Source organism: Ktedonobacter sp. SOSP1-85, assembly GCF_016587415.1.
Taxonomy (GTDB): domain Bacteria; phylum Chloroflexota; class Ktedonobacteria; order Ktedonobacterales; family Ktedonobacteraceae; genus Ktedonobacter.
In genome coordinates, this window is sequence record NZ_BNJI01000001.1 from 5,701,854 (window position 1) to 5,717,820 (window position 15,967).

The 15,967-nt window shown below is 53.8% G+C and carries 17 protein-coding genes; 9 read left to right on the top strand and 8 right to left on the bottom strand.

The window, feature by feature from the left end; genetic code table 11:
• Positions 1-41 precede the first annotated feature (41 nt).
• Positions 42-338, bottom strand: coding sequence for a GlsB/YeaQ/YmgE family stress response membrane protein (locus tag KTE_RS23765; RefSeq protein ID WP_201385306.1), 297 nt, complete (start codon positions 336-338; stop codon positions 42-44).
• A gap of 296 nt (positions 339-634) precedes the next feature.
• Between KTE_RS23765 and KTE_RS23770 the strand changes: the two genes are divergently transcribed.
• Entirely contained in the window at positions 635-2,113 is a 1,479-nt protein-coding gene (locus tag KTE_RS23770; protein WP_201385316.1) for an immune inhibitor A, read from the top strand.
• Positions 2,114-2,485: 372 nt separating this feature from the next.
• Positions 2,486-3,568 carry an N-acetylmuramoyl-L-alanine amidase gene (locus KTE_RS23775; protein WP_201385318.1) on the top strand — a complete coding sequence of 361 codons (1,083 nt, stop codon included), beginning with the start codon at positions 2,486-2,488 and terminating at the stop codon, positions 3,566-3,568.
• Between the two features lie 77 nt (positions 3,569-3,645).
• Here the strand turns inward: KTE_RS23775 and KTE_RS23780 are convergent, their stop codons facing one another.
• The 4 genes from KTE_RS23780 to KTE_RS23795 all read right to left on the bottom strand — a co-directional run bounded on the left by KTE_RS23780 (position 3,646) and on the right by KTE_RS23795 (position 7,285).
• Positions 3,646-4,242, bottom strand: a complete 597-nt coding sequence (locus tag KTE_RS23780; protein WP_201387195.1) for a TetR family transcriptional regulator — start codon at positions 4,240-4,242, stop codon at positions 3,646-3,648.
• 223 nt (positions 4,243-4,465) lie between these two features.
• Complete coding sequence (locus KTE_RS23785) at positions 4,466-4,834, bottom strand: hypothetical protein (RefSeq protein WP_201385320.1); 369 nt, start codon at positions 4,832-4,834, stop codon at positions 4,466-4,468.
• A gap of 119 nt (positions 4,835-4,953) precedes the next feature.
• Positions 4,954-5,952 (bottom strand): aldo/keto reductase, encoded by a 999-nt coding sequence (locus KTE_RS23790; RefSeq protein ID WP_201385322.1) that lies wholly within the window; start codon positions 5,950-5,952, stop codon positions 4,954-4,956.
• A 358-nt stretch (positions 5,953-6,310) separates the two neighbouring features.
• The gene (locus KTE_RS23795; protein WP_201385324.1) at positions 6,311-7,285 is read right to left on the bottom strand and encodes an LLM class flavin-dependent oxidoreductase; all 975 of its coding nucleotides are present in this window, start codon (positions 7,283-7,285) and stop codon (positions 6,311-6,313) included.
• Positions 7,286-7,629: 344 nt separating this feature from the next.
• Here KTE_RS23795 and KTE_RS23800 point away from each other — a divergent pair, with 344 nt between their 5' ends.
• On the top strand, positions 7,630-8,013 hold the full coding sequence (locus KTE_RS23800; RefSeq protein WP_236600542.1) for a nuclear transport factor 2 family protein: 384 nt from the start codon (positions 7,630-7,632) through the stop codon (positions 8,011-8,013).
• Between the two features lie 212 nt (positions 8,014-8,225).
• Positions 8,226-8,630: a group III truncated hemoglobin gene (locus tag KTE_RS23805; protein ID WP_201385327.1), complete on the top strand. Its 405-nt coding sequence runs from the start codon at positions 8,226-8,228 to the stop codon at positions 8,628-8,630.
• 109 nt (positions 8,631-8,739) lie between these two features.
• Here the strand turns inward: KTE_RS23805 and KTE_RS23810 are convergent, their stop codons facing one another.
• Complete coding sequence (locus KTE_RS23810) at positions 8,740-9,903, bottom strand: RNA-guided endonuclease TnpB family protein (protein ID WP_201385329.1); 1,164 nt, start codon at positions 9,901-9,903, stop codon at positions 8,740-8,742.
• 300 nt (positions 9,904-10,203) lie between these two features.
• Here KTE_RS23810 and KTE_RS23815 point away from each other — a divergent pair, with 300 nt between their 5' ends.
• The 5 genes from KTE_RS23815 (at position 10,204) to KTE_RS23835 (ending at position 14,088) form a co-directional block, all read left to right on the top strand.
• Positions 10,204-10,560 carry a response regulator gene (locus KTE_RS23815; RefSeq protein WP_236600686.1) on the top strand — a complete coding sequence of 119 codons (357 nt, stop codon included), beginning with the start codon at positions 10,204-10,206 and terminating at the stop codon, positions 10,558-10,560.
• Positions 10,561-10,640: 80 nt separating this feature from the next.
• Entirely contained in the window at positions 10,641-11,486 is an 846-nt protein-coding gene (locus KTE_RS23820) for a YwqG family protein (protein ID WP_201385332.1), read from the top strand.
• A 57-nt stretch (positions 11,487-11,543) separates the two neighbouring features.
• Complete coding sequence (locus tag KTE_RS23825) at positions 11,544-12,146, top strand: HNH endonuclease (protein ID WP_201385334.1); 603 nt, start codon at positions 11,544-11,546, stop codon at positions 12,144-12,146.
• A 177-nt stretch (positions 12,147-12,323) separates the two neighbouring features.
• Positions 12,324-13,352: an esterase family protein gene (locus KTE_RS23830; RefSeq protein ID WP_201385336.1), complete on the top strand. Its 1,029-nt coding sequence runs from the start codon at positions 12,324-12,326 to the stop codon at positions 13,350-13,352.
• A 115-nt stretch (positions 13,353-13,467) separates the two neighbouring features.
• Complete coding sequence (locus tag KTE_RS23835; RefSeq protein ID WP_201385339.1) at positions 13,468-14,088, top strand: NADPH-dependent F420 reductase; 621 nt, start codon at positions 13,468-13,470, stop codon at positions 14,086-14,088.
• On the opposite strand, the gene KTE_RS23840 is transcribed toward KTE_RS23835, so the two are convergent.
• Both KTE_RS23840 and KTE_RS23845 read right to left on the bottom strand, forming a co-directional pair.
• Entirely contained in the window at positions 14,085-14,678 is a 594-nt protein-coding gene (locus tag KTE_RS23840; protein ID WP_201385341.1) for a GNAT family N-acetyltransferase, read from the bottom strand. The two genes, KTE_RS23835 and KTE_RS23840, sit on opposite strands and share 4 nt — an antisense overlap.
• 32 nt (positions 14,679-14,710) lie before the next feature.
• A complete protein-coding gene (locus KTE_RS23845) occupies positions 14,711-15,934 on the bottom strand; it encodes an ROK family transcriptional regulator (protein WP_201385343.1) in 1,224 nt (407 codons plus the stop codon).
• Positions 15,935-15,967: the final 33 nt, after the last annotated feature.

A 15,967-nucleotide genomic window follows, 5' to 3' on the forward strand; every position in this document is an offset into this window, starting at 1 on the left:
GGATATCTGCCTGTTGTAGGTTTGCTTATGTATGTTCGCCTCTAGAGGGCGCGGCGTCCACCCGTGACTGCGCGCAGGATAGCGATCAGGATACAGGCACCGATGAAGGAAACAACGATGCTGCCCCAGAAACCGAAGTTGGCGTCAGGAATCAGCAAGTTGGAGACCAGGCCACCGAGGAAGGCACCAATGATACCCACAACGATATCACCAACGATGCCATAGCCACCGCCACTCATGACACGACCTGCCAGGAAGCCCGCGATCAGGCCAACGACGAGCCAGGCAATAATGCCACCGGGATTGAGTGAAGCTGCGAGAACTGTTGCGACTACCATGATTTATTTCCTCCTAATATCATCTCTCTCGAGTGTTTTTGCGAGTATATTCGAATTCACAATTCCTGGTTAGAATACGTACGGACTCCCAGGAACGGTTTCGCTCAGAAGGGGAGGTAGAGCCTCTTTCAGCAAATTTTTATCTGCGCTTTAAGTTTTCTTAACAGAATTATCCAATATTACATGTTATATTCTTTAAGAGGTATCTGTTATAAGGAGGCCATGCCAGCATGGCCCCTACAAATCTCCATCATTTGTCAGCTGCACCGGTAAGGGTGCTAGTAAAGGAATGAGCCATGGCAAGGATGCGTTTTGTTTTTCGTTTTGCCTGTGTGTTGCTATTTGTGGTGAGTGGCCTGGTCGCTGTTTTCTATCTCCACTCGCAGTCAGCACGCGCCCAGACTACGTATAATGTCCTTTTTGATAATGCCCACGCTGAGACGGCAGGGAATGCCGACTGGGTTATCAGCACCAGCCAGCCTGATCCCCTGGCGCAGAATGCAAATCCCCAGGTTGAGAGCGATTGGACGGGTGGCATTAGTGCCTGGGGCGTGACCTTGCAGAAAACAGGGCGCTATAGCTTGAAGACGAATACCAGTGCCTTGACCTATGGTAACAGTGGCAATGCCCTGGATCTTAGTCACTTTCAGGTCCTGGTGCTGCCTGAGCCTAACACACTCTTCACCAGTAGCGAGAAGACGGCCATCTTGAACTTTGTCCATAATGGTGGTGGCTTGTTTATGATCGCCGATCACACTGGTAGCGACCGCAACAATGATGGTCATGACTCGCTACAAATCTTGAATGACCTGATGAATAACAATGGCGTTGGCAACGATGTCTTTGGCATTCAGTTCGATGCGGTAAATATAGCCAATGAGAACCCCAGCAATGACACTCTCAATGGGGACCCTGTCCTCAGTGGACCATTCGGGACGGCTCATGGCAGCATTATTCGTAATGGTACCACTGAGACCATCTCACGTACCGATAACCCAAATGCGCATGGAATTATCTATCGGAATAGCGTCTCTAATACGGGTACAACAGGTGTCTTTGTGGCTGGTAGTACCTATGGCTCCGGGCGTGTGCTGGCCCAGGGCGATAGCTCGGCCATTGATGATGGTACCTGCGCTTCTGGAAATACCTGTTACGATGGGTGGGATGATAGCGCCGCCCAGGACGCAATCCTGTTTCCGAACGGAACGGAATGGTTGGCTGGTGGGTCAGCGGGGAATCCAACGCCCACTCCCACGCGTACATCAACTCCAATCTCTACGCCCACAAATACGCCAACACCGACTTCTACGCCAGCGACGGGTAATATGATCGTGAATGGTGGCTTTGAGCAGGGAAGCTCGCCCTGGGTGGAGAGTTCCAGTGGTGGGTATGAAATCGTGGACTCGTCTAATCCCCATACGGGAAGCTCTGAAGCCTACCTCTGTGGGTACAATAACTGCCAGGATAGTATCTACCAGAGCGTGACTATTCCCTCGACAAGTACCGCAGCAGCCTTGAGCTATTACTGGTATGTGACGACTACTGAGACGACGCATTCCTATGATTTTCTTAAGGTGCAGATTCGTAGCAGTAGTGGAAGTGTGCTGACTACACTGCAAACCATAAGCGATGGCAGCACCGCCCAGCAATGGGTAAGCGCATCCTACAACGTCAGCGCCTACAAGGGGCAGACCATTCAGGTTGCCTTTGTCGCGACCAATGGGTCAAAGAACCCAACCAGCTTCTACGTTGATGATGTGGCCCTGAATAGCTAGCAGCAGCTTTGCGCTCAGAAGTAACGAGGAGTGGCGTGGTGTGCGGGTTCCGGCCCGCACACCACGCCACTCCTCGTTATCTCAAGGCGAACTTACAAGCTAACTATGAATTAGAAAAATATACCCCGATACATGAAGCATACCTCTACCTGTTCTTGTCCCTGTTGTTATACCAATATTCCTATTTCTTGTTCTTGCTTATGCTTGGAGCCTTGCTTCTCTGGTTGGGATTAGGTATGCTCTGCCATAAGTAGGACGGAAGGGACTCCACTCATGATCCCGCGCAAAAATGCGAATTTGTTCGTTGCATTGATGTATGTGAATGATGGAGTATGTCATGTGTGATCACCAGAACCCCCTCAGAAGAAGCCTTTGCCGTCGAAGGAGTCCCATAACCGCCGGACAGTCTTGAAGTTGGGAGCGGGAGCTATGGCTCTTGCCGGGTTGGGCGGATTTGAAGTTGTCCTGACGTCTTCTACTGCTCATGCTGCCCCCTCTATTATCGGAGACGCAACCTGGGGAGCCAGGGCAGCCACTGATACGATTACGGTATTTAATCGCAAGCCAACCGCGATTCTCATTCATCACACTGCCAGTCCCAATACGACTGACTATTCTTTAAATCAGGCCTATCAACTGGCGCGTTCGATTCAGACGTCGCACTTGAATAACGGCTGGATCGATACTGGTCAACATTTCACGGTGACGCGTGGAGGATATGTTCTGGAGGGACGGCATCGCAGCCTGGCAACGCTACAGGGAGGGACCTCCTTTGTCCAGGGGACGCATTGTCCAGTGATGAACGATTCGGCAATCGGTATTGAGGATGAGGGGACGTACACCTCTGTCCTGCCACCAGATGCGCTCTGGAACTCGCTTGTAGATCTATGTACTTATATCTGCCAGCAGTATGGTCTGAATGCCAACAATATCTTCGGACATCGGGACTTCTATGATACAGAATGTCCAGGCACACAGTTTTATGGGCGCCTGCCCGCGCTGCGACGCGCGGTTGCCTCGCGCCTTAATAAGCCTTTGCCTGCCTACACCTGGCCAACGCTCAAGAGCCGCACCAGTGGAAATAACGTCAGGACGATTCAGCGTTTGCTGCAGGTGCGCGGCTATAGCGTTGCAGTTGATGGCACCTTTGGTACAAGCACGGTGAGCAGTGTGCAGAGTTTTCAGTCGGCTAAGAGCCTGAGTGTTGATGGAATTGTGGCCCAGCAAACCTGGCAGGCGCTCATTACCACGGTGACTCCTGGCAGCTCAAGCGCTGCTGTAAGCGCGGTGCAGAATCTCTTGAGCGCGCGGGGCTATAGCGTGAGTGTGACTGGCTATTATGGCAGCGCAACGGCCAGCGCCGTTAAGAGCTACCAGAGCAGTCGTGGGCTGACTGCTGATGGCACAGTCGAGAAGAGAACCTGGTGTGCCCTGGTGGGAGGCGTCCTGGGTTAGTTTCTCTCCTCAAGCCAAATTGGAGTTGGAGGATCAGGCCTGATACTTTAGCGCACGTGAAATACGTGGTCTGGGTATCAGGCTTGATTGTTGCGCTTACCAAGGCCGCAGAGGATGAGGTGCCAGACGCGCTCAAAAGCGGCATCAATGTCCGGGTCGGACCATTCGGAGGCATGGGTGGGGTTATGATAGCGCGTGGTCGCGTCAATCACGGCCTGCCCCGCGCTGATGGGATCATCGGTTTCGAACTCGCCGCGCCTGACCCCATCACTGATGATATATGCGGCCTGTTCGGCGAGGAGTTCAACATGGGCCTTGACGACAGTTCTGGCTTCCTTTACCAACTCCATATATGTGGCGAAGAGCTCTGGATCGTCAAACGCCCGGCGGTGTTTTGTACTGATGAGGAGCTTGAGCCAGCGCCGTAGCCGTTCAGGAGCAGGCGTATCCTCCGTAACAACAGCTTGCAGAGGTGCTGAGACCTCGACGAGCCAGCGCTCGGTGACTGCGTCACGTAGTGCTGCCTTACTGGGAAAGTGGCGGTAGACGCTGCCATGGCTGACATTGAGCGCGCGGGCAACATCAATGACGGTTGTCTTCGCTGGACCATAGCGGCGCAACACCTCTTCAGCCACATTGAGAATACGCTCACGGGTTAAAATCTCATCGCTCATCGCACACCAGCCTGGAGATAGTGATGGCTCAAGCCAGGCTCTATCGCCTGGCCTGGGTGCTGCCCCTCCGAACTGTCTATTACTCTGCCTTGAGCGTTCAGGCATGGGAAGCTTTCAAGCATCTTTTAGTTCTCCTCTGATATGCAAATGAGCGAGTTATATTCGAGTTATGAACAAGTATATGCGCCTGGTTAGCAGTGGTCAATACTTGTTATTCTGTTCTCTAGAACACCACCCCATGCAGAAGCAGCCGCGTTGGGTACTCTTCGCCAGTGCTTGAGAGGCGATTAAAGCGAAACTCAAGAAATTCGCTATAGGCGCTTGTGAACACTTCTAGCTGTCCTATCGCCGATTGTAAACTCTGGTCAAGGATGTGCGCGTTAGCTGGAGTGAGACCGATACTGATGTCTGAGGCAAGGTGCAATGTGATCTGCGTCTTGCGAGGTTGACTTTCACCTTGATCTATTGTGGCGTTGGCTAATTGTGTACATACCGTTGAGGGCATAACTGTTGCTAGAGAACTTGGAGAGGCTTGAACGGCAAAGGTTGCTTCGTGGGACGAAAGTGGTTGAGAGAAAGAAGGAAAAGTCATAAAGTAGCCTCACTTTTTAGAAACTATACCAACTATAGAGAGAAAGAGGCAAAATGGCGGCGCGGCCCTGCGCCGCCATTTCTTGTTGAAACAACAGTGGTCCCCCTGGAAGAGTAGCTTTATCCGCGCTCGCTATCGAGGTGGTGCATCTGTGACTCGTCGTAACGCGAGCCAGCGGCGGCGCCTGCTGGCACAGCCCGTTCGATTTGAGCAAGATCCTCAGTCGTTAACTGGAGATCGAGCGCACCCAGGGCCTCAGTGAGCCGTTCACGGCGACGCGCCCCGATCAGGGGGACGATGTCGCTTCCGCGCGAGAGCACCCAGGCAATGGCGATCTGGGCTACAGTGACGCCCCTGACCTCGGCAATGGAGCGCAGGGCCTCCACGAGCGCGAGGTTATGATCGAGATTCTCGCCCATAAAGCGAGGACTGAAGCCGCGGAAGTCGCCAGCCGCCATGTCACGTTCTTTAGACCAGTGGCCGCTGAGGAGGCCGCGTGAGAGCACGCCATAGGCGGTGATGCCTATGCCTAGCTCACGGCAGGTCGGAAGAATATTCTCTTCAAGCGAGCGTGAGAGCAGAGAGTACTCGATTTGCAAGTCAGAGATGGGATGAATCATGGCGGCGCGACGGATGGTCTGGGCGCTTGCCTCCGAGAGGCCGATGTGCCGTACATATCCCGCCTTCACCATGTCTGCGATGGCGCCAATGGTCTCTTCAATAGGCACAGTGGGATCGACGCGCGCCGGGCGATAGATATCGATGTAATCTGTGCCAAGGCGGCGCAGCGTATAGGCGAGGAAGTTTTTGACGGCGGCGGGACGTCCATCATTGCCAGACCAGCCGCCAGCGGGATCACGCAGCGCCCCAAACTTGACGCTGATGATGGCTTGCTCGCGTTTACGACCCTGGAGCGCCTGCCGGAGCAAGAGTTCATTATGTCCCATGCCGTAGAAATCGCCAGTGTCCAGCAGGGTAATGCCAGCCTCCAGCGCGGCATGAATGGTAGCGATGCTCTCATTTTCGTCGGCAGGCCCATACAGGTCTGACATACCCATGCAGCCCAGGCCGAGTAGAGACACCTGGGGGCCAGTTGTACCCAATGTTCTTGTCTTCATTCTGTTTGCTCCTATGGAAATCCTCTGTGGATATAGTGTTCGCATATGTGTGCGTTGATGAAAGTATAACCCATCAAATGACAGATGTCAATATCTGTCATTGGTAACTTGAAGACAAGGTGAGAGCAAGAGCGCCAGTCAAGAAATCAAGCAGTGTCCTGGTGATCCTCCTGATGTCAAAGGGCGGGCGAGAAAACGTCTTCTCGCCCGCTTTGCAAAAAGGGACAGGGGAGGTATCAGGGTTTCCTCAGGGGCCGGGTGATATGCTCGGGCTGAACGACGAGGACAAATTCCTGTGGAATAGCTGCCATCAACGTTTGTTTCCTTTCTGGATGGGCAACACTACAGAAGGGTAGGCTCAATTGTTCTGCACTTCCCCGATGACTTCGGCGGCCAAGCGTTCCATCTGCTCGGCCTCGTCGAAGAGCGGGTGGAGCTGGATGAGTTCGGCTCCCGCGTCCGCGACCTCGCGCAGACCTTTGATGCAGGCTGAGGGTGGCCCGTAGATGGCAACTGCGGTCATGCCAGAAGATCCGTAGATCTGCTTGAGCCCGGCGTCCACCCGCTCGCGTGCTCGGGTGACATTGTCATCGACGGCAATATAGACGCGTTTGGCGATCTGAAATGAAGGATCCTGTTTTGATTCTGCCAGCGCCTCGTGAAGCACGTGGACCTGCTGAGCGAACTGCGCTGTGGTAGAGCTGCCGGCACCAAAGAAGCCGTTGCCGTAGCGGAGCGCACGACGCACCGCTGCCGGATGACTGGCACCGATCCAGAGCGGCGGGTAAGGCTTCTGGAAGGGTTTGGGCTCCATAGACGCGCCATCGAGCTGCCAGAAGCGACCGCTGAAGTTAATGCGCGGCTCGGTCCAGCAGGCCTTCATCAGCCGCAGCCCCTCAGTGAAGCGAGCAATCAGACTGGCAGGATCAACCTCGAATGCGGAGAACATTCTCCCTCCTCCGCCACTGCCAACACCAACCTCGATGCGCCCACGGCTGAGCTGATCCAGCGTGCTGATACTTTTGGCGAGGTGGATAGGATTGTGCAAGGGGCTGACGAAGACGGCGCATCCCAGACGCAGTCGCGTAGTGCAAGCTGCGGCGAAGGTCATGAGTTCGAGCGGAGACAGGGTGGGGACGGAGCCAAATTCTATTTTTTGCGTTCCACTCCTGAGTTCGAGTGGAGCCAGGGCCGGTGCGGAGCCAAGTACCACTTCTTGCGTCCAGGCACTGTGAAAGCCGAGAGACTCAGCTCTGGTCAGGTAGTTGTGCAGCTTGGCTGGGTCGAATGTGCCGTCAGGAACGCGTTGAGGTATGGAAATAGCGAAGTGCATAGCAGCCTCCTGATAGTGAATTGAATACGCTTTTGAACTGAATACTCATAGCACGTTTCTTGTGTGCCATCTTTTTACTCGGATATCCCGAGTATGCTTCTCCTGGACATGCCTCTCTGTCGAAGCGTGCCCAGTTGGAGAGACATTCATTAAACTGTTGGGAAGAACAAAACTGTGCGGTCTGGTGAGGGAGATTTTCTCGGCACTGTGAGAGGTGGTACGAATGGTTCCCAACGCTCGGACCAGTGGCAAAAAACCTGCACCGTGCAGTAAAATGAGAGTGTTTGGAACAAAAGGATCGCGACTTGCGGCGTGGTCGCAACGTGTGATGAGCTACGAACACATTGCTTGCCCGCTATCTCCAGGCATGGGAAACAGACGATGTGGATGGGCTCGTGGCGCTTCTGACAGAAGACGCGACGCTCTCCATGCCACCGGTCCCTTCGTGGTATCAGGGACGAGAAGCGATTCGCACGATTCTCCTGGCTGTCTTATTCCCATCTGGCGTGCAGCATCGGTGGCGTTTATCTCCGACGCGCGCCAATGGTCAGCCTGCATTTGTGGTGTATCGAGCGGATGAAGCAACACGATCCTATCGAGCGTTCGCGATACAAGTCGTCACCCTCGATGCTTCGCGGCGCGATCTGCGACAGGTCGCCGAGGTGACGGCATTCCTTGGGCCGGAACTCGTCACTTCCTTTGGATTCCCGCTTCTACTCCCTCAATAAAGGTACCATCTCGCGCTTGCCCCTCATTGGTTTTCCGAGCACAGCTCTGTCAATCCTTCTCTCAATTACTTGACCGGTGTTCTTAAGAGCTGAGATGACCTTTGAAATATCTGGGAATAGCAGCATGCTGGAGAGGGTTGTCATGTATAGTACAAAGACTCAAAAGCTCAAATAGTCGCCGCATGCCAATAAACATGAGAAGAGAAAAGTAAATGGAACAAAAACGAGATATTGAGAATCGGGACGATATTGTCTACATGGTCAGTACGTTTTACCGCAAGGCCACGCAAGACCCTCTCATTGGCTTTTTCTTTACGGATGTGGCCGCCATTGACCTGGAGGCGCACCTGCCAGTGATGTATAACTTCTGGGAGAATCTGCTCTTTCAGACGGGCAACTATCGTGGCGGCATGATGTATAAGCATATCCTGTTGCATCAGAAGGAGCCGCTACGCTCCCAGCACTTTGCGCGCTGGTTTGAGCTGTTCTCCCAAACGATTGATGGCGCATTCGCGGGGCCAAGGGCCGAAGAGGCCAAGCGGCGAGCCAGGACAGTGATTCAGACGATGCCTTTAAAACTACAAGGCGCATCTCTGCCCCTGACAAGGCCACGCTAACCTCTCCTGCTCCGATTTTCCTATGCAAACGTATGCAAGCATACGTTTGCACCGAATTTCGTTGTTCCTGTTTCATCCGTAGGTGCCTCCGGGCCGAAGCCCTTTGGTCTTACCCCGCGTCCGCAGGCAAGTTTGCGTCTTCGTCCGAGCCAGTACCGGAGACGGCTTGATCAATGAGCCCGATCAAGCGAAGGGCTTCGCGTAACACATTCTGACCTGCGTTGTAATCTCGATCCTGCGGAAACTGATCATACGGACAAGCAGGATTCTGACACACAAAGATGCGATCCTTGAGCGTCATCGCTTCCCACGTCCAACCGCAGCAATGACAGGTCTTGCTGGAAGGAAAGAAACGGCCCACCTTGATTATTTGTCCCCCACGTTGCGCCACTTTTGCCTCGAGCAGACGTCTGAGGGTGCCCAGCGAGGCATCGGCGAACGAGCGAGCGAGACGGCGATTCCTGAGCAGTCCCTTGAGGTGCAGATCTTCCACTCCGATGATCCCGTAACTGTCGACCAGCTTAGTTGTGAGCTTCTGAAGGACATCCTGGCGCTGGCAGGTGATGCGATAATGCAGACGGGCGACCTGTCGGCGCGCTTTCTCCCGATTCGCGGATCCCAGTTTTCGGCGATGCAGCCGTTTGTTGGCCTGACGCAATTTCTTGAGAGCGGTTTTGAGGAAGGCTTGGTTTTCGACTTCCTCTCCTGTACTCAAGGTGGCCAGGCGGTTGAGCCCCACATCGATACCCACGGCGGCTGGTTTCTTCACCGCGATGGTCTCAGGGATCTCAACCTGGAGGGAAACAAACCACCAATCTGCTTGACGAGTAAGACGTGCGCCTGTGATTTTGCCCTGGAAGCGCAGATTCTCAGCCAGATTGACCCATCCGAGCTTGGGGATCCACATGCGATGATCCCCCAACGCGAATTGATCGTTGGCAAGGTAAAAGGAGGGTTTGCTTGTTTTCTTGCTCTTGAACGTAGGGCGTTTGGCTTTGCCTTCAAAAAACGCGGTGAAGGCTTTTCCCAGATCGAGAAAGGGCTGATCTGAGGCGTTCTTCGTCACCTCCCATGTCCAGGGGAATTGGACCCGCCGAATCTCGTTGAATTGCTTCTTGAGTTTCAAGGCGGTGGGTTTGTCTCCGGCCTCATATTGGCGGTTCCATTCGGCCAGCGCCCAATTCCACACAAAGCGAGCAACGCCTGCGGCACGAGCAAAGTAGTTGGCCTGCTCAGGTGTGGGATGCAGTCTGATCTTATGGGCGCGAATCATGCGGTTCTGCTCTTTCTCTTACCTCATATTTTCTTCAGTATAGGGCAAATGTTCTCATCTGTCAAGAAGCCCGAAAGCATGGCGTCTTGCCCACGCTTGATTCCTGTTTCCCAAAAAGTGGGAAACAGTTGCATTCTCTTTCTGTTTATATCAACCACGCAATCGCTTTGGGTGCGACATACGTGTCATATATAACCCGTTTATCTGTTCCCAGGGTAGGCCCCTGGACCTGTGTCTTGTCTCCTGTTGGGGAACACGATACAGTGTAACCGAGATACAAGGAGAGGGAGCGTGGAAGATATGCCAAAACGTGTGTTGGTTGTTGAAGATGAAGCCGATATCCAGACGGCTGTGCGAACGCTGTTAGAAAACTCAGACTATGAGGTAACGAGCGCTGAGAATGGGCTGGTGGCTCTTGAATTACTGGAGCAGGGGCTTCAGCCCGATATCTTGCTGCTCGACCTGATGACTCCAAGCATGAGTGGTTATAGCCTGCTGTATGAACTGCACCGGCGAGGAGTAAGCAATACGTTCTCTACCATTGTGATGAGTGGTGATGTCTTAACGAAGCAGCAGATCGACCTCTTTGGTATTAAAGGCTTCATCAGCAAGCCCTTTGATATTGATGAGCTTCATGCCATGATAGCGTCTGTGTAGTATATCTATGTGGGGCAGATGTTGGCCTTGTGCATAATGAGAATATGCTCCTATACAGGACTATGGAAAAGAGGTCGTTAATGGATACAAGTGAGGTACAGAAGCTGTTTATCTCGGCCGGGTTGGGGCGTCTTACGAAGGACCTTGATGCCCTGGTCAAGCCATCGATTCGCCTGGAGGTCACACCGGCTGAAGAAGCTACGCTTCAGCCGGGAGTCTCCAAATTTGGTGGTCTGCCTGATTTACCTGCGGATGTCTCCTGGCCTACCTGGCAGCGCCTGCCGCAATCATTTATCGCGCAGTTTCGCCTGCAAGATGTTCATCCTTATGATGCTGCTGGTGTGCTACCTACCCAGGGAATGCTCTGGTTTTTTTATGATGCGCAGCAGGAGACATATGGCGATGATCCCGCGAACCGGGGAGGCTGGAGCGTTATCTATCGGAAGGATGCCCAGAGGCTGAAGCGCGCGACTGTGCCTGCGAAACTCCCTAAGTCAAGCCTTTTTAAGGCAGGTTCCGTTCAATTTATACGTGAGCTGACGCTATCCCAGGTGCCCAACCTGGAGATCGCCAAATACGATTGGAGTGAGGACGAACAGCAGAAGTACGACGATCTCCTCGCCAATTTGTTGCCCCAGGAGAAACGAGCCTTTCGTCATCGCCTGCTTGGGAATCCTGATCTTATTCAGGACGATCTGCGTGAGCAGAGCCAGCTTATCTCGCACGGAGTCACCGAGGATAATGATCCGCGCCAGAAGCAGTTGGAGGAGGGGGTTAAAGCGTGGCAACTCCTTTTTCAGGTCGATACTGATGAGCGCCTGGGCATGCGCTGGTCGAGCGCGGGTATGCTCTATTACACGATCACCGATGCGGATTTACGCGCGCAGCATTTTGAGAATACCTGGTTGATCTTGCAGGCGGACTAAACTATACTAAAATCCTCTTCACGAAGAAAAACTCGCAGGAAGAAGGGGAAAATAACTGTGATAACCTATCGTGGTCGTAGGGCCTGGCTCTTGCTGGCCCTGCTGTTTGTGGTGAGTGGGTGTGGCACCGTCGTAACGACTCCACCAGGCACAAGCCCAACAATACCAACAGTGACGGCAGCTCCTGCCTCGGCTGAGCCTCAATGGGGCGTGCGAACCAAAACCAGCGGTTGCCAGGCCAGTAGTGGTTTGCAAGATAAGGCCTGTACGCCGGGGGCGATATTCTCCGATGCCACCAAAACAAAAATTTGTGTGCCTGGCTATGCCAGCTCGGTGCGCAATGTATCGGTGAGCCTGAAAAGCAAGGTTTATGCCGCCTATGGCATCAAGAAGCGCCGTCCGGGGCAATATGAGGTGGATCACCTGGTTAGCTTGCAACTGGGCGGATCGAATGATATCGCCAATCTCTGGCCCGAGTTGGCTGAGCCGAAACCGGGCTTTCACGAGAAGGACCGCGTTGAGAACTGGCTGCATGACCAGGTGTGCAAGGGCAAGGTGTCGCTACGTGATGCACAGATCAAAATTGCTACGGATTGGCGAGCCGTCTACAACAGCCTTCCTAGCCAGTTTAATGGCTCAGACAGCGACGATAGCGATTAATAGTAGGCTAGCGCAAGAAGTGGGATGAGAGCCTTTTTGTCAGAGCCCGAGGGGAAAGCGCCCCTCGGGCTCTTTCCTGTTTGTTTGTAGTGGAAGGTGTGGAAAGGCTCTTGCTCAGGATCGCGTATAATAACGAGAAGTGTTGTTTAGGAATAGATCTATTCGGAGGTTTATCGTATGCGACCCTGGTCTGTACAGTTAAGTGGACGCTTTGAAGAGCATGTATTTCAGAGCGAGGTGCTCAAGGGCAATCCGTTGGGTGATCCCTCCGCTCGCCCGCTGTGGGTATATCTCCCGCCAGGTTATGACGCTGAGTCGGAGCGACGCTATCCAACGGTATACCAGATCCAGGGTATGACGGGTCAGTTGGATATGTGGCGCAATCGCATGGCTTTTCGCAAGAATTTTCCTGAGCTGGTGGATGAACTCTTCGCGCAGAAGGAGGCGCCACCCTGTATCGTGGTGTGGGTAGATTGCTGGACCTCGTATGGTGGCAGCCAGTTTCTCGACTCCCCAGGGACAGGAGCGTACCACACCTATCTCTGTGATGAAGTCGTTCCCTGGATCGATGCGCATTACCGGACCCTTCCACGGCGTGAGCATCGTGGTATTGCAGGTAAATCGAGTGGTGGCTATGGTGCCATGATTACCCCCATGCTACGTCCGGACCTCTGGGGTGGCCTGGCCACGCATGCGGGTGACGCGCTATTTGAGACGTGCTATCTGCTAGAATTTCCGGCCTCGGTGCGTGCATTGCGCGATCAATATGATGGTTCATTTGACAGATTCTGGGAATCCTTTCGCAGCCGCCCGGCCCTGACCAGGGAGAGCGATATGCCCTTGCTCAATGACTGGTGCATGGCGGCCTGCTACTCTGCGGACGAGGATGGAACGGTTCACCTGCCATACGATCTGCGGACGGGCGAGCTGAGACCTGCTATCTGGGAGCGCTGGCTACGTTGGGACCCCGTGCGAATGGTGCCACATCACGCCGAGGCCCTGCGCTCACTTAAGGCCATCTACATTGACGCGGGGAGGCGCGATCAGTTCTACCTCGACCTGGGCGCGGAAGCCTTTAGAAGAGAGCTGGAGAAGATTGGTGTTACCGACATCTTCTTCGAACTCTTCGATGGTACTCACTCAGCCATCGAATATCGCTATCCACTCAGCTTGAAATACCTGGCGGAGCGCCTCAGCCCACGCTAGCATTAAATATATTGAAGCGGGAATTTTTATCGTCATAGATTGTTCTAGCTAGCTGTAGGGCATAATGTAAGCATATGCCTTACAGCTAGCCTGTATATGTAGAAAAGGAGATCCTATGTCGCGTACCATAGCTATTCTTGGTGCTGGCAATATCGGTGGAACCCTGGGGAAGAAGTGGCATGCCGCCGGGCACCAGGTGGCCTTTGGCGTCAATAATCCAGAGAGTCCCAAGGCTCAGGCGGTGCGCAGTGACCTTGGCGATACTGTTGTGATTAGTTCAATTGCTGACGTGTTAGCGAAGAATCCAGACGTGGTTGTCCTGGCCATCCCTGGCAAGGCGGTGGATGAGGTGTTAGCCACCCATGCCGCACAACTGGGTAAGCGCATTATCATCGATGCGACCAATCGTGTGGGTGAGACAACTATGCATAGCCTGGAAGTATTTGAGAAGCATGCTCCTCAGGCCCAGGTCTTCCGGGCCTTTAATACGCTTGGCTGGGAAAATTTCGCCGATCCCTATTTTGATGGTGTCCAGGCCGACCTCTTTTACTGTGGTCCAGAGGGTGAAGCACGTTCTACCGTCGAGGGGTTAATTGGGGATGTCGGTTTACGTCCGGTTTACCTTGGTGGCCCTGATAAGGTCGGCCTGGTTGATGCTGCCGCTGGACTCTGGTTCGCGCTGGTCTTTGGCCAGGGCAAGAGTCGGCACCTGGCCTTTAAGGTCCTGGAGCGCTAGTCGTGAATGGCGAGGCTAGAAATTTTCTCGCCCCGCCATTCATTCTTGAGCAGGCTGAAATAATGCTCATCCTCGAACTGCCCATTGAAGTAGAAGCGCTGGCGCAGCATCCCTTCATAGGTGAAGCCAAGCTTGAGCAGCAGGTTCTTTGATCCTTCATTAGCGATATCGATGATGGCCTCTATGCGGTGAAAGGCAAGTTCGTGAAAGCCGTAGGACAGGACGGCTGACATAGCTTCGGTCATGATGCCCCGGCCCCAATAGGCGCGATTGAGATCATAGCCCGTTTCTGTGTAATGGTAGTTCGGACCGAAGTGGTGAAAGCTGCATGTGCCTATGATGTTCTCCTCGCCTTTGAGCGCTATGCCCCAGCGGATGGCCTCACGCCGGGTGTAGCGTTCCTGGAGTTGCTGAAACCAGGTCTGCGTCTCAGCAATTGACTGATGTGGGAGTTTGCCATAGTAGCGCATAACCTCTTCATCTGAGAAGGTGGAGAAGAGCGCCTCGATATCGCCGGGCTGGATTTCGCGAAGCTGCAAACGCTCTGTGGTAAGCGTGGGGAAATATGTAAAGGCTGCGTCAATACTCATATATATAAACTCCTTTGAAGTAAACTGAATAGTTAGCTATTGAAATAACGCTGAAAGACAAGATGGTGCGCAAACTCTAACGCAGTGGCTACTGCGCCAAGAAGTACGCTCTCATTGCCCAGCCTGGTGGCGACGATGCGTGGTCGCGTTGGCAGAAGCCGACGCAGTGTCTGTTCTAAGGGCTGAAGGAGTAAGTCAGTGCGTTGTCCTATGCCCCCACCCAGAACGATAAGTTCAGGGTCCAGTATCGCAACGATGGCCGAGATCGCAAGAGCCAGGCGTTGCCCCTCTTGTTCAACGACGGCAAGCGCCTTTGCCTCTCCCTGGAGTGCAGCGGCAAAAATTTGTTTGGCCGATAAAGGTTCGGACAGGCCCTGTGCCTGCGCCATGTGTACGATGCCCTGCGCCGAGGTGGCCTCTTCAAACATTCCCAGATAGCCCTCATTTGGCTCTACTGCATGTTCCAGGTCCAGGGGCTGTGTTGCCCCGAAGGGCAGAAAACCAATCTCTCCCGCTGCGCCATTTGCCCCTCGGTAAAGTGACCCATTGAGGACGATACCCATGCCGACGCCAGTTCCGATCAGGATATATACAAATGTCTGAGTCTCGTTCCCCCAACCAAATCTGCGCTCGCCCAGGGCCGCCAGGTTCGCGTCGTTTTCGAGTGAGATACTCAGCCCCAATGCCTCCTGTAACTCTGTCAGCAAACCATGGCGGCCCCACTCAGGGAGGTTGGACGCGAAGCGGACGCGTTTACTCTCTTCATCGAAGACTCCTGGCGTGCCAATAACGGTGTGGACCACCTGTTCCCAGGATAGTTGAGCTTCAGCAATAAGCTCACGCGCCAGGTGGTTGATCAATGTGACCAGGGACGCGGCACTCTGCGTCGTGTTGGGCACATCCCGCCGCGCTACAATGTGTCCCGCCAGGTTGGAAACGGCGGCTCGTACCCAGCCTCGACCAACATCGACACCAATGACGTAACCGGCCTCTGGATTAGGCTCGTACAACGTCGCGATTCGCCCCCCTTTATTGGAGACAGATTGTCCAACGGCCCGCACAAGTTGAGCCTGCTCAAGGCTGGCGAGCGCCTGTGACACCGTAGGCTTAGATAGACCAACCACGCGCGCGAGCTGCGCACGTGATGTGGGACCATGGCTGCGTAAATATTCTAGCAGAGAGCGTTCATTGATCGCTCGTAAGAGAGATGGTGTACCCGCTTGATATTCTGGTTGATGTGAATTGCCCACTGACATTGTCCACTCCTTTGCCACAACAGATAGATGGCT